Origin of the sequence: Streptomyces sp. NPDC091412 (assembly GCF_044756885.1) — a bacterium.
Lineage (GTDB): Bacteria > Actinomycetota > Actinomycetes > Streptomycetales > Streptomycetaceae > Streptomyces.
Genome location: NZ_JBIVTV010000002.1, coordinates 382,422 through 396,560, shown reverse-complemented (window position 1 = coordinate 396,560; position 14,139 = coordinate 382,422). Strand labels below are relative to the sequence as shown.

Below are 14,139 nucleotides of genomic sequence, written 5' to 3'. Positions count from 1 at the left end.
GGCACTGACAATCCGTGCCAGATGGCCGCCGGGGTCGAAAGACGCGCAGGTCAGCACGGGTGGTGCCGTTCGTCACGCGGGTCAGCACGGATGGTGCCGCTCGTCACGCGGGTCACTCGACGATGTGGCGCCCCTCCGGCCGCGCGCTGCACGACGCCCGGAAGGCGCAGTGCGCGCAGTGCTGCCCGGCCGTCGGCGTGAACCGCTCGTCGAGAACCTTCCCGGCGGCGGTCGCCAGCAGCTCGCCGGCCCACTCCCCCTCCAGCGGCTCCTGGGTCTGCACCTTGGGCAGGTCGTCGCCGCCGTCCCGTTTGGCCGCGCCCTGGCGCAGCTGGACCAGCTCGGCGCCGCCCGGCTCGGGACGTGCCCCGTCGAAGACCCCGTCGACGGCGCCCTCGCGGACCGCGAGCTGGTAGACGGCGAGCTGCGGATGACGGGCCACCTCGGCCCCGGTGGGCGCCTGCTTGCCGGTCTTGAAGTCGACGACGTAGGCACGTCCCTCGCCGTCGGCCTCCACCCGGTCCATGGAGCCGCGGATGCGCACCTGGTAGCCGCCCGCTTCCAGGGTCACGTCGAAGTCGTGCTCGCCGGCCACCGGGGTGCGGCCGGAGCGCTCCAGGACGTGCCAGTTCAGGAAACGCTCCAGCGCCACGCGCGCGTGCTCCTTCTCCTGCGCCGACTTCCACGGCGCGTCGAAGGCGAGCGCGTTCCACACCGTCTCCAGGCGTTCCATGAGAACCGCGAGGTCGGCGGGGCTGCGCCCGGAGGCGACCTCGTCGGCGAGGACGTGCACCACGTTGCCGAAGCCCTGGGCGGCAGTCGCGGGGGCGTCGGCCTTGACCTCGCGGCTGAGGAACCACTGGAGGGCGCAGGTGTTGGCGAGCTGGTCGAGGGCGCTGCCGGACAGCGCCACGGGCTGGTCCCGGTCGCGCAGCGGCACCTTGCTCTCGGTCGGATCGGCCATGCCCCACCAGCGGTAGGGGTGGGCCGCCGGCACCAGCGGACGGCCCTCGTCGTCGGCGAGCGCGGCCAGCCGGGCCAGCCGGTGCGCGGCTGCCTGCCTGAGGGTGCCGGAGACGCGCGGGTCGACGGTCGTGGCACGCAGCTCGGCGACGAGTGCCGCCACCGCCAGCGGGCGGCGCGGGCGGGAGGTGACGTCCCTGGGTTCGACACCGAGTTCCGTGAGGAAGCGGGAGGGCTGGTCGCCGTCGTCCGCGGGGGCCTTCACCGCGGTCACCACGAGGCGTTCACGCGCACGCGTGGCGGCCACGTAGAACAGCCGCCGCTCCTCCGCGAGCAGCGCGCCGGGGGTGAGCGGGGCGGCGAGTCCGTCGCGGCCGATGCGGTCGGCCTCCAGCAGGGAGCCGCGCCGCCGCAGGTCCGGCCACAGACCCTCCTGGACGTCGGCGACGACGACCAGGCGCCACTGCAGGCCCTTGGAGCGGTGCGCCGTCATCAGCCGCACGGCGTCGGGACGCACGGCGCGCCGGGTGAGCGTGTCGGCGGCGATGTCCTCGGCCTCGACCTCGGCGAGGAAGTTCAGGGCGCCCAGGCCGCCGGTGCGCTCCTCCGCGCGGGCGGCGGTCGCGAACAGCGCGCACACGGCGTCGAGGTCGCGGTCCGCGTTGCGGCCCGCCGCGCCGCCGCGCCGGGCCGCCCGCTCCAGGCGGGAGGGCCACGGTGTGCCGTCCCACAGGTCCCACAGCGCCTCCTCGGCGGTCCCTCCGCCCGCCAGTCGCTCCCGTGCCTTCCTGAGCAGCGCGCCCAGGCGCTGCGCGCCACGCGCGTACGTGGGGTCGTGAGCGACCAGGCGCTCGGGCTCCGCGAGCGCCCTCGCGAGCAGCTGGTCCGAGGGCGGGGGCAGCGGGTTGCCCGCGGCGCGTTCCTCCTCGCGCAGGGCACGGCCCAGGCGGCGCAGGTCGGCGGCGTCCATGCCGGCCAGCGGCGAGGCGAGCAGGGTGAGCGCGGTCTCGGTGTCCAGCCAGCAGGCGTCCGCCTCCGGATCCGCCTCGGGCCGCCCGGAGGCCTGCGCCACGGCGGCCGACTCCCCGGTGACGGCGGTCTCCTCCCCGGTGAGGACGGCCTGTTCCAGGCTGCCGGCAGCCTGCTCCTCGGTACCTGCGGCCGACACCCTGGCACTGGCCGCCTGCGCCTCAGTGCTTGCGGCCGGCCCCCCGACATCGGCCACCTGCTCCTCGACGACCCCTTCCTCCGATTCCTCCGATTCCTCCGACCCCCCCGCTTCCCCCGCCTCCTCCGAGCGCCGCACCGTCTCCGCGGTCGCCACCGCCCGCCGCACCGTCTCCGCGGTCGCCACCGCCCGCAGCGCCGTCAGCAGAGACGCCACCGCCGGCTCGTGGCGCAGCGGCACGTCGTCACCGTCGACGTCCAGGGGCACTCCGGCTGCCGTCAGGGCGCGGCGCAGGCCCGGGAGGGAGCGGGCGCCGGCGCGCACCAGGACGGCCATCTCGCTCCACGGGACGCCGTCCTCCAGGTGCGCCCGGCGCAGGATGTCGGCGATGTTGTCCACCTCGGTGCCCGCCGTCGGATACGTGTGGACCTCGACGCGGCCGCCGTCGCGCACCGGGGTGAGCTCCCGGTGGGCGCGGACCTTGTCGGCGGGCAGGCGGGTGAGCGGCATCCGCCGGGTCAGCAGCCGGGTCGCGGTCAGCAGGGCGGCGCCCGAGCGCCGGGAGGTGCGCAGGACCCGCACGGGCGCGGGAGCGCCGTCCGCGCGCGGGAAGGTCTGCGGGAACTGCAGGATGCCGTTCACGTCCGCGCCCCGGAACGCGTAGATCGACTGGTCGGGGTCGCCGAAGGCGAGCAGGGTGCGGCCGTCCCCGGCCAGCGCGCGCAGCAGCCGTACCTGGGCGGGATCGGTGTCCTGGTACTCGTCGACGTAGACCACGTCGTACCGCGCGGCGAGCCGTTCGGCGACCTCGGGGCGGCGGGCGAGGAGCACCGCGCGGTGGACCAGTTCGGCGTAGTCGAGGACGCCCCGCAGGTCGAGGACGTCGAGGTACTCGGCGAGGAAGGCGGCCGCGGCCTGCCAGTCGGGGCGGCCGATACGTCGGGCGAAGTCGGCCAGGGCCTCGGGGCCGAGGCCCAGCTCGCGGCTGCGGGCGAGGACCGCGCGGACCTCGTCGGCGAAGCCGCGGGTGGTCAGGCAGGCGCGCAGCTCGTCCGGCCAGCGCACGTGCGCCAGGCCCAGCCGCTCCAGGTCGACCTGGCCGGCCAGCAGCGAGCGGACGGCCACGTCCTGCTCGGGTCCGGACAGCAGCCGCAGCGGCTCGACGAACAGTTCGCCGGCCTGGTGGGCGCGGACCAGGGCGTAGCAGAACGAGTGGAAGGTGGTCGCCTGCGGGACGTGGGCCGCGCCGGTGCGAAGTGCCATGCGGTCGCGCAGGTCGACGGCGGCCCTGCGACTGAAGGTCAGCACCAGGATCCGCTCGGGGTCCTGGCCGCGGGCGATCCGGGCGGCCACGGACTCGACCAGCGTGGTGGTCTTGCCGGTGCCCGGACCTGCGAGGACGAGCAGCGGACCGGTCCGGTGGTCAACCACGGAGCGCTGTGCGGCGTCCAGACGAGGGGGATCCGGTCTGGTCGGCGGGGTACGCACCAGTCGGTAGGCGCCACGGTCCCCCTGCCGCACCCGGGGGTGCGGCAGGCGCCTGGTGGAGGAAGAGGAGCTCACGTGGTTCGCCGGTCCTGGTGGGTGTGCTGGGCTCTGTCACGGCCGGCGCGAAGCGCCGTCGTCGCGGGGACGGACGGCCCGAGGGGTGGGGCGGTGGCCGCTGGGGTGAGGGGGACACGCGGAGCCGACGCTACGCCGCGGCCGGGCGCGGAAGGAGGGCTTCGCCTTCTTCCCCTGCTTCTCCCGGTCCTCCCTCGGCACCGCCGTCACGTGTGTCCCTCGAACCACGAACGTACGGCATGCCACGAACGTGCCTCGTTTCCCCCGTACGGGCCATGGGCTCCCCACGACCCCCTCGAATGGCGGAAGCTGTCAGGTGTGACCCTGCGCACGTTCGCCGCCGTCCCACCGGGCCCGTCTCATGTCGAGGCGGGGCAGGTGGCCCTCGGCCGCCCTGCTCGCCTCCTTCAGGGGTGTGCCCTCCGTGCGGTAGTGGGCGAGAGCGCGCAGCTCGTGGCCGGGGAGCAGGACCCCGTCGGCGCGTACCACCCGCCACCACGGGACGGCGCCGCCGTAGAGGGCCATCACGCGGCCCACCTGGCGGGGGCCTCCCCGCTCCAGCCATTCGGCGACGTCGCCGTACGTCATGACGCACCCGGGCGGGATCATCTCGGCGACCTCCAGGACCCGCTCGGCGTACTCGGGGAGCGCGTCGGGGTGCTCGGGGCGGCCGTCGTCCGGAGGGCTCACTTCGCTCATCCGTCCCATCCTGCCCCACCCCACCGACAGCGGACCGCGCCGCGTCCGGGGCGTGGCCCTCGCTCCCGGGCGGTGCCTCGGGCAGACTGTGCGGCCCCGCATATGCACCCTGATGCCCCTGTGTGCCGGTGGGACGTGCCACCATCGTGCGGGCGGTGACCGGTGATACGAGACCAAGAAGAGACCATGAAGCAGCAGGGCGTGCATCCCGATGACGCGGAGGGCACCTCTGGAGTTTCCTCGCGCCCCGGCACCGGCGGCACGGACGCCCAGAGGGCGGGGGGCACGGGCTCCCCGAAGACCGGCGGCACGGACGCTCCGAAGGCGGGCAGGAAGCCCGCGGAGGAGGACGTCGTGACGCACGCCGACGAACTCGAGGGCGACGAGCCGTTGCTCCCCGCGCGCGTGCACCGTCCCTCGGACCTGATGCGGCTGCTGGTGGGCGTGCTCGCCATCGTCGTACTGCTGGCGATCGCCGGGTTCGCGCACGGCACCACCTCGGGCCTCGAACAGGACATCAACAAGGGCACCGGTCAGGCCCCCGACCTGCTCATCAAGATCGCCGGGCTGGCGTCCAGCATCGCGATCCTGCTGGTCCCGGTCGCCTTCGCGATCGAGCGGCTGATCAAACGGGACGGACTGCGGATCGCCGACGGCGTGCTCGCGGCCGTCCTCGCGCACGGGGTGACGCTCGCCACCGACCTGTGGGTCGCCAAGGGCGCCCCGCACTCGATCCAGGACGCGCTCACCCAGCCCTCCCCCGGCAACGTCCACGCGCTCACCGATCCGGTGCACGGCTACCTCGCCCCCGTCATCGCGTACATGACGGCGGTCGGCATGTCCCGCCGGCCACGCTGGCGCGCGGTGCTGTGGATCGTGCTGCTGCTCGACGCCTTCTCGATGCTGGTCACCGGATACACCACGCCGTTCTCGATCATCCTGACGGTGCTGATCGGCTGGACCGTCGCCTACGGCACCCTGTACGCGGTCGGCTCACCGAACGTCCGCCCCACGGGACGGACCCTGGTGGCGGGCCTGCGGACCGTCGGCTTCCACCCGGTCAGCGCGGCCCGCGAGGAGGCGGCCGAGTCCGCGGACATCGGCGACCGCGGCCGGCGCTACTTCGTCACCCTGGAGGACGGACCACCACTGGACGTCACGGTCGTCGACCGCGAGCAGCAGGCACAGGGCTTCTTCTACCGCGTGTGGCGCAACCTCACGCTGCGTGGTTTCGCCACCCGCCGCAGCCTGCAGTCGCTGCGCCAGGCCCTGGAGCAGGAAGCCCTTCTCGCCTACGCGGCCATCGCGGCCGGCGCCAACGCGCCCAAGCTCATCGCGACCTCCGAGCTCGGCCCCGACGCCGTGATGCTCGTCTACGAGCACACCGGCGGGCGCACGCTCGACTCGCTGGCGGACGAGGAGATCACCGACGAGCTGCTGCACCACACCTGGCAGCAGGTGCGGGCGTTGCAGTCACGGCGCATCGCGCACCGCAGGCTGGCCGGTGACGCGATCCTGGTGGATCGTTCCCGCAAGGTGATCCTCACCGATCTGCGCGGCGGCGAGATCGCGGCCGGCGATCTGCTGCTGCGCATGGACATCGCCCAACTGCTGACGACGCTCGGCCTGCGGGTGGGCGCGGAGCGCTCCGTGGCCTCCGCGGTCGGCGTCCTGGGACCCGACGCGGTCGCCGACTGTCTGCCCATGCTCCAGCCCATCGCTCTGACGCGCTCCACGCGCGCGACGTTGCGCAGGCTGGCCCGGGAGCGGGCGCAGCGGGAACGCGAGGCGGTGCTCGAGGCGTCCCGGCAGGCCAAGCAGGCCCGCCTGGAGCAGGCCGCCCAGGACAGTGGTGACACCGGCCCGGCCGCCCTGGAAAAACCAGAGAAACCAGAAAAACCCGAGAAACCGGAAAAAGCAGGGAAGCTGGAAAAGCCGGAGAGGCCCGATAAGAAGGACAAAAAGGCCGAGCGTGCCGAGGCACGGGCGGAGAAGCGGGCCATCGGCGAGGCACTGGAAGAAGCCCGCGAAGAGGATCTGCTCACCCAGATCCGCCACCAGGTGCTGCGGATCAGGCCGCAGGCGCCGGTCGAGCCGGCCCGGCTGGAGCGGGTCCGGCCCCGCACCCTGATGAGTTTCATCGCGGGTGCCATCGGCGCCTACTACCTGCTGACCCAGCTCACGCACATCGAGTTCGGCACGCTCTTCGCCCACGCCCAGTGGGGCTGGGTGATCGCGGCGGTGCTCTTCTCGGCGCTCAGCTATGTCGCCGCCGCCATGGCGCTGCTGGGCTTCGTACCGGAACGCGTCCCGTTCGTACGGACGGTGGCGGCGCAGGTCGCCGGCTCGTTCGTGAAGATCGTGGCACCGGCCGCGGTCGGCGGCGTGGCCCTGAACACGCGCTTCCTGCAACGCGCGGGCGTGCGCCCCGGTCTCGCGGTGGCCAGTGTCGGCGCCTCGCAGCTGTTCGGGCTCGGCTGCCACATCCTGATGCTGCTGTCCTTCGGTTATCTGACCGGCACCGAGAAGACGCCGTCCCTGTCACCGTCCCGGACGGTCATCGCGGGCCTGCTGACGGTCGCGGTGCTCGTACTGGTGGTCACCTCGGTGCCGTTCCTGCGGAAGTTCGTCGTCACGCGCGTGCGTTCGCTCTTCGCGGGTGTCGTGCCGCGCATGCTGGACGTACTCCAGCGACCGCAGAAGCTGGTCACCGGCATCGGCGGCATGCTGCTGCTGACCTTCTGCTTCGTGATGTGCCTGGACGCCTCGATCCGGGCCTTCGGCGACCAGTCGACCTCGCTCAGCATCGCCAGCGTCGCCGTCGTCTTCCTCGCCGGCAACGCGCTCGGCTCGGCCGCCCCGACCCCGGGCGGCGTGGGCGCGGTCGAGGCCACCCTCACCGTCGGCCTGATCGCGGTGGGCCTGCCGAAGGAAGTGGCCGCGCCCGCGGTGCTGATGTTCCGGCTGCTGACGCTGTGGCTGCCGGTCCTGCCCGGCTGGCTGGCCTTCAACCACCTGACCCGCAAGGGCGCCCTGTAGGCACGGCGGCCGCGCGTACTCCGAACGGCCCGCGTCCCGCGCGGGAGGCCGCCGGCGGCGTGAGGATGGGGGCATGCACAAGCGCCACGGGCTGCGCGCCGCCGCCCTGACCACGACCACCGTCCTGTTGAGCGCCCTGACGGCGGGCTGCGGCGGGCTCTCCGTCGGCGGGGGTTCGACGGACCCGGGGCTGGACTGGAAGGACTGCCCGGCGCCGTCCGCGCCGGAGGGCGGCGGGGCGGCACCCTCGCCGCCGCCCAACGGTGGCAAGTGGCAGTGCGCCAGCATGAAGGCGCCGCTGGACTGGAGCAAGCCCCAGGGCAAAACGATCGACGTCGCGCTGATCCGGGCGAAGGCGACCGGGCCCGGCAAGCGCATCGGCTCACTGCTCTTCAACTTCGGCGGCCCGGGCGGCTCCGGCGTCACCACGCTGCCCGCGATCGCCCAGGACTACAACAAGCTGCGCACCCGCTACGACCTGGTGAGCTTCGACCCGCGCGGGGTGGGGCGCAGCGCCGGTGTGAAATGCAAGACCGACGCACAGCTCGACCAGTACTTCCAGCAGGACGTGGTACCGCAAACCGCCGCCGAACGTGCCACGTTCGTGAACAACACCAAGCAGTTCAACGCCGCCTGCGAGAAGAACTCCGGGAAGATCCTGCCGCATGTGCGCACCACCGACGCCGCCCGCGACATGGACCTGATCCGCCAGGCACTCGGCGACTCCAAGCTGCACTACTTCGGGATCTCCTACGGCACCGAACTCGGCGGCGTGTACGCACATCTGTTCCCCAAGCATGTGGGGCGCGCGGTCTTCGACGCGGTAGTCGACCCCACCAAGACCCCCGAGCAGACCTCGCTCGGCCAGGCCAAGGGCTTCCAGCTCGCCCTCGACAACTTCGCGAAGGACTGCGCCTCGAAGGGCACCAAGTGCCCGATCGGCAGCAGCGTCCGGAACGTCGAGGACCGCATCGCCGCTCTGCTCAAAAAGCTCGACACCAATCCGCTCCCCGGCATCTTCCCGCGCCGGCTGACCCGGTCCGCCGCGACCAACGGCATCGCCCAGGCCCTGTACTCCAAGGAGCTCTGGGCCCCGCTCACCGAAGGGCTCCAGCGGGCCTACGCCGGCGACGGCCAGATCCTGATGCTGCTGTCCGACGCGATGAACGGCCGCAACACCAACGGCGAGTACAGCAACCTCTCCGCCGCGAACACCGCCATCAACTGCGCCGACCAGAAGCAGCGGTACACCCCCGCCTTCGTGGAGCAGAAACTGCCCGAGTTCCGGGTCGCCTCGCCCGTGTTCGGGGACTTCCTGGCCTGGGGCGTGCTCAGCTGCACCCAATGGGCAGTACCTGGTGCGGCCGCCCACGCCGACGTGAGCGCGCCGGGTTCGGCGCCGATCCTCGTGGTGGGCAACACCGGCGACCCGGCGACTCCGTACGGGGGCGCCAAGAGGATGGCGAACGCGCTGGGCAAGGGTGTCGGGGTCGAACTCACCTGGCAGGGCCAGGGACACGGCGCGTACAACAGCAAGAACCCGTGCGTGCAGAACGCGGTGAACAGCTATCTGCTCGACGGAAAGGTGCCACCGGCCGGGACGGTCTGCGCTTAGCCGGGCGAAGGGCCGCGACCTCCCCACCTCACACGAAAAATAGCAGGTCAGAGGGTTATCCACAGGCTCCCACGGGAGTGATGGGATCCGCCTACCATGGCCTGAACACTCCCCTCGGCCGATCCGCGGGGAGCCTGTGAGGGGGGAAGCACATGGCGCGTCTGACGCAGTGGGCGGCCGCGGTCGCCGCCGCGGTGCTGCTGGCCGGATGCGGCGGCGATCCGGCGGGCCGAAGCGCGGACGACGGAAAGAACCGGTCCGCTCCCGCGCCGGCCGCACAGTCCGGCTCGCCGTCCGCGCGGCTGCCTTCCTCACTCACCTCGCAGCAACTCGACTGGGGCCACTGCGAGGCCACGGCCGACTCGCCCGCGCCGGGCGACGCATGGCGGTGCGCGACGCTCAAGGCACCGCTGGACTGGTCCCGGCCGGACGGCGAGACCATCGGCCTCTCCCTCATCCGCGCCAGGGCCACCGCGGAGCGCACCGGTTCCCTGCTGTTCAACTTCGGCGGCCCCGGCGGCTCCGGCGTGGCCGCGCTGCCGTCGTACGCCTCCGAGGTCACCGCCCTGCGGCAGCGATACGACCTGGTGAGCTGGGATCCCCGCGGGGTCGGCGGCAGTTCGGGCGTGCGCTGCCGCAGCGACCGGCGGATCCAGGCCGCCGAGGCGATCGACGTGACACCGGACACCGCGGCCGAGGAGCGGGCCTACTTCCAGGACGCGGCCGACTTCGGCCAGGGCTGCCGGAAGGCGGCCGGGAAGCTGCTCGCGCACGTCTCGACGACCGACACCGCCCGGGACATGGACCTGATCCGCCACGTCCTCGGCGACGCCGGAATGCACTACTTCGGCATGTCCTACGGCACCGAACTCGGCAGTGTGTACGCCCACTTGTTCCCGCAGCGCGTCGAGCGGGTGGTGCTGGACGCGGTGGTGGACCCGACAGCGGACTCCGTGGGCCACGCGCTGAACCAGGCGAGGGGCTTCCAGCGGGCGCTGGACACCTACCTGAAGTCCACCGGCCAGGATCCCGAGCGCGGTTCGCGGAAGATCGCGGATCTGCTGCGGCGAATCGACGCCGAGCCGCTGCCCACGACCTCCTCCGGGCGGAAGCTGACGGAGGCCTCGGCGCTCACCGGCATCGCGCTGCCGCTCTACAGCAAGAGCGGCTGGCCGGCCCTGACGAGCGCCCTCGCCGCGGCGGAACAGGGCGACGGCTCGGGGCTGCTGTCCCTCGCCGACGCCTACAACGACCGTGACGACTCGGGCCACTACGGCACGACGACCCACGCCCAACGGGTCATATCGTGCCTGGACGCCAAGCGGCGGCCGACGCCGGAGGAGGCGAGGAAGCTGCTGCCCGAGTTCGAGCGGATCTCGCCGGTGTTCGGCGCCTTCATGGCCTGGGACACGGCCGGCTGGTGCCACGACTGGCCGGTGCCCGGTCAGTACGACACCCCTCGGGTCAGCGCGCCGGGGGCGGCGCCGATCCTGCTGATCGGCAACACCGGGGACCCGGCGACGCCCTACGAGGGCGCCCGGAGAATGGCGGACGCGCTCGGCAAGGGCGTCGGTGTGGAGCTCACCTGGAAGGGCGAGGGCCACGGGGCGTACGGCAGCGGAAGCGACTGCGTGGACTCGACGGTGAACGCGTATCTGCTGTACGGCACGGTGCCGAGGGACGGCAAGGTCTGTTCATGAGAGAGCCCGTCGCCAAGCCCAGCGGTTGAAGTCGTCGCGGTTGACCGGGCGACTGCGATCCCGATGGAGGAGCAGTGATGCCGTAACCGGCTCTCCGCCGACCGCCCGCCACGGCAGGGTCACAGCGGCCGGCGGATGATGACGCCGTACCGGTCCGCGGCCCACGTTCCGCGGGAGGTCCGAAGATCGTGTGGAGTTATGTCGGTGAGGCGGGCCGCCGAGACAGCAGGGTCGAAGTACGCCGTGCACCACTGGTTGTAGCGCAGCGGCTTGCCCGCGGGCATGGTGAACAACAGCGCGCATTCATCGCCGGGCAGCTCTTCGAGGTACGCCACGAGTCGCTTCGCCAGTGCCGTGAGCCGTGCTCGGTCTCCGATCTGCGGTTGGTGCTGGTTTGCGCCACCGCGGACACCAGAGACTGTCAGGGACCAAGTGCAGCTGTGGCGCTACCGTGCCCGATCGGTCGGGGAATCGCGGGGAACGGCGGTGTCCGACGGGCAGTGCGCATGACGACGCCCCCCGACCGTAACGCCTGGTCAGGGGCCGTAAATCATTGTGGTGGGTGTGGGGTTTGAACCCACGGTGACTCGCGCCGCGACGGTTTTCAAGACCGTTCAGGCATTGGCTCGCCCATCACGGTTCCGCCAACTTCCGACGAGGAGTGGCACCGACATCAGGAGCAGGGCACCTTCGACGGCCAGGCTGACCAGCCCGAGCGATTCGGTCCAATTGCCGATGTCCTCGCTGTAGGCGGGCAGTCCCGGCCCCCTGGAGAGGACATAGCCCAGCAAGGGGCCGGCGGCGACCCCGGCTGCCAGCAGCCATCCCAGTTGGACGAGGCCGATGAGGAGCAACACGGCGGTGACCACGGCCGCGATCTCCAGGACGCGGTAAGCGACGCCGATGTAGTAGGGGTCCACTGTTGCCGTGATACCGCCTTGGTCAGTGACATGGATGGCGGCCACCGCGAGGGACAGCAGAGCTCCCGCCCCCCTGGCCACCCAGGTAGCCCCCGGCACCGCCGCGGTGTGGTGTGACATGCGGAGGCACCTCTTGCTTCCTTCGGCGCGGCGCACGGCTGCGGCGCCGCGGTTCCGTCCACGCGCTTGGCTCCTGAAGAGACGGCGCGCTCCTGTGTCAGGCCCCAGCCTCAGCGGACGGCGGCTTGACGTCGCCCCCGGCGGTGCAGAGGAGTGACGCGGAAGAGGCGCCGCCGCAGGCGGCTCTCCTCCATCAGCGGCCCGGGTGCCCACGGCGTCGGGACTCCGCAAGGTTGGTTGGCAGAGCACCGTTGCCGCGCGAGGTGGGAGGACCACCTCGTGGAGGCCGACGCCGAGATCTTCGGCACGTGCGTCGACCCCAACGCCACCGGGCTTTTTGTTCGCTTCACGCTGCGTGACAGGGACCGGGCAGGCCACTGGCCAAACCAGCTCCGTCGCCCGCGCGGACCACTGCCCCGCGTGGCTGCTATCGCAGTTGTGGTCGGACCGTAGTGAACCCGTTCGGCATACACCGCACGAAGCTTGAACGGCCGTGCACTTGTCCGCCGTTCGCCGACAGACGGGCCGTCCGAGTGAAACCCTCCAGCCGAGGTGAGCATGCCGAAAGTGTCCGTTAGATTCCCTTATAGCCCGACGATGATTCAGGCGACCGGCGCCATCGGTCACGTGTTCGGGGATGCGTGACCACATTCGGAAGAGGTGACCTCGGCGCCACGATGACAGGTGCTGCTCTCGCCTGCGGCCTTTGATGAACGCAGCGCCAGCCCCTGCCGCAACTTCTCACGCCACGCGGCACGATCCTCACGAGCCAAGCGACGGTGGCAGCTTGCGACGCGGGTTATCCGCCGGCGACGTGACCACAAGGAGTGAACATGGGCATAAGGCCCAGCTTGGCCCGGGCGTTCGTGGTGATGGTCGCGTACGCATCAATCGCTGCTTGCGCGACGCCCGGGACGCAGGAATCTGTGAGGTCGAACGCCAGCCCCTCAGTACAGGGCACGCTGATCCAACCTCCAGCGCTGCCCGGGGCGCAGCCGATCTCGGGGAACGACCGGGTGTACACCGCCGACCAGGCCTCCAACACAGTGAGTGTCATATCCGGCGACGAACACGGTGCTGGGCACGATCGCTCTGGGCAAGCCGCGGTTGGACCCCAGCGCGGACGTGCTGGGGGCCATGTACGACGGGCAGATCGACGTGCACGGCCTGGGCTTCTCCCGGGATGGGAAGTGGCTCAACGTGATCGATGTGACCACCAACGCCGTCCATGTCATTGGCACCGCGACCAACAAAGTGGTGAGCACCGTGTACGTCGGCCGGGCGCCGCACGAGGGATTCTTCTCGTCGGACGGCACGCGGCTGTGGGTGGCGGTGCGCGGTCAGGACTACATCTCGGTGATCGACTGGCGGGCCGGCAAGGAGGTCGACCGGATCCACACCGAGGACGGGCCGTCGAAGGTGGTCTTCAGCCCCGACGGCAAGCTCGCCTACGTCAACCACCTGCGCGCCCCGAGGCTGGACGTGATCGATGTGGCCTCCCGCCGGATCATCAAGCGTGTGCAGATCCCCGCGGAGGCGGGCGGGTCCTCCGACGAGGCCATCTCACCCGACGGCCGGGAGATCTGGCTCGGTATGCCCACCAACGGCCGGACCACCGCTGTGCTCAATGCACGCACCTACCGTGTGGAGGCGGTGCTGAAGACGGGGCCGCGCACCAACCACCCCAACTTCGTCACGGTCGGCGGCGTCGACTACGCCTACCAGACCGTGGGCGGACTGAACCAGACCTTGGTGTACCGCCGATCGCACACCGGGGGGCCGCCCACGCTGGTGAAGACCATCCACAACAGCGGCCACGGTCCCCACGGCATCTGGCCGAGCCCCGACAACACCAGGGTCTACGTCGCCCTGCAGAACTCCGACGCGGTCGACGTCATCGATACGCACACGAACTCGGTGATCAAGACCCTTCCCATCGGCCAGTCACCCATGGCGCTGGTGTACGTGGCGCGCAGCACTCCGGCCACCAGCACAAACAATGTGGGCCGGCAAGGTCTGGGCATGCGCACGCAGAACCTCCCGCTGCGCGTCTCCGGTAGCTCCGGCCAGGGCACGGCCCTGATCCGGGCACTCCCCGGCATCGACGAAGTCACCATCGGAGCCACTGGGTTGCCAGCCAACCAGCAGTTCACCGCCTACGCCGGCGACGGCACCCGCACGACAGCGCTGATGTCCATGATGAGCAACCAGTTCGGCAACATCGACGAAGGCCTGTCCTCTTCGTACTTCTTCGCCAACCACTACACCTCCGTCACCCTCAAGCCCGGAACTCCACCGGGCGAGCACGAGCCAGGCCCGGCAATGCCCCAGGCATGACGAACCAAGGGCACA

The 14,139-nt window shown here is 71.5% G+C and carries 8 protein-coding genes and 1 tRNA gene; 4 read left to right on the top strand and 5 right to left on the bottom strand.

Annotated elements, in window-relative coordinates:
• Positions 1-112: 112 nt before the first annotated feature.
• On the bottom strand, positions 113-3,694 hold the full coding sequence (locus ACIQMV_RS05925) for an ATP-dependent helicase (protein WP_402591447.1): 3,582 nt from the start codon (positions 3,692-3,694) through the stop codon (positions 113-115).
• A gap of 312 nt (positions 3,695-4,006) precedes the next feature.
• Complete coding sequence (locus tag ACIQMV_RS05920; protein ID WP_401778216.1) at positions 4,007-4,393, bottom strand: MGMT family protein; 387 nt, start codon at positions 4,391-4,393, stop codon at positions 4,007-4,009.
• A gap of 186 nt (positions 4,394-4,579) precedes the next feature.
• Between ACIQMV_RS05920 and ACIQMV_RS05915 the strand changes: the two genes are divergently transcribed.
• The 3 genes from ACIQMV_RS05915 to ACIQMV_RS05905 all read left to right on the top strand — a co-directional run bounded on the left by ACIQMV_RS05915 (position 4,580) and on the right by ACIQMV_RS05905 (position 10,747).
• Entirely contained in the window at positions 4,580-7,432 is a 2,853-nt protein-coding gene (locus ACIQMV_RS05915) for a lysylphosphatidylglycerol synthase domain-containing protein (protein WP_402591444.1), read from the top strand.
• Positions 7,433-7,505: 73 nt separating this feature from the next.
• Positions 7,506-9,047, top strand: coding sequence for an alpha/beta hydrolase (locus ACIQMV_RS05910; protein WP_402591442.1), 1,542 nt, complete (start codon positions 7,506-7,508; stop codon positions 9,045-9,047).
• Between the two features lie 152 nt (positions 9,048-9,199).
• The gene (locus ACIQMV_RS05905) at positions 9,200-10,747 is read left to right on the top strand and encodes an alpha/beta hydrolase (RefSeq protein WP_402591440.1); all 1,548 of its coding nucleotides are present in this window, start codon (positions 9,200-9,202) and stop codon (positions 10,745-10,747) included.
• A gap of 119 nt (positions 10,748-10,866) precedes the next feature.
• Here ACIQMV_RS05905 and ACIQMV_RS05900 read toward each other — a convergent pair whose 3' ends face one another.
• From ACIQMV_RS05900 to ACIQMV_RS05890, 3 genes are all read right to left on the bottom strand, one after another.
• Positions 10,867-11,082, bottom strand: a complete 216-nt coding sequence (locus ACIQMV_RS05900; protein ID WP_402591438.1) for a hypothetical protein — start codon at positions 11,080-11,082, stop codon at positions 10,867-10,869.
• Positions 11,083-11,303: 221 nt separating this feature from the next.
• A tRNA-OTHER gene (locus ACIQMV_RS05895) sits at positions 11,304-11,400 on the bottom strand.
• Positions 11,362-11,787: a hypothetical protein gene (locus ACIQMV_RS05890; RefSeq protein WP_402591436.1), complete on the bottom strand. Its 426-nt coding sequence runs from the start codon at positions 11,785-11,787 to the stop codon at positions 11,362-11,364. Before ACIQMV_RS05890 ends, ACIQMV_RS05895 begins: the two co-directional genes overlap by 39 nt.
• A 1,050-nt stretch (positions 11,788-12,837) precedes the next feature.
• Here ACIQMV_RS05890 and ACIQMV_RS05885 point away from each other — a divergent pair.
• A complete protein-coding gene (locus ACIQMV_RS05885) occupies positions 12,838-14,124 on the top strand; it encodes a hypothetical protein (RefSeq protein ID WP_402591434.1) in 1,287 nt (428 codons plus the stop codon).
• Positions 14,125-14,139: the final 15 nt, after the last annotated feature.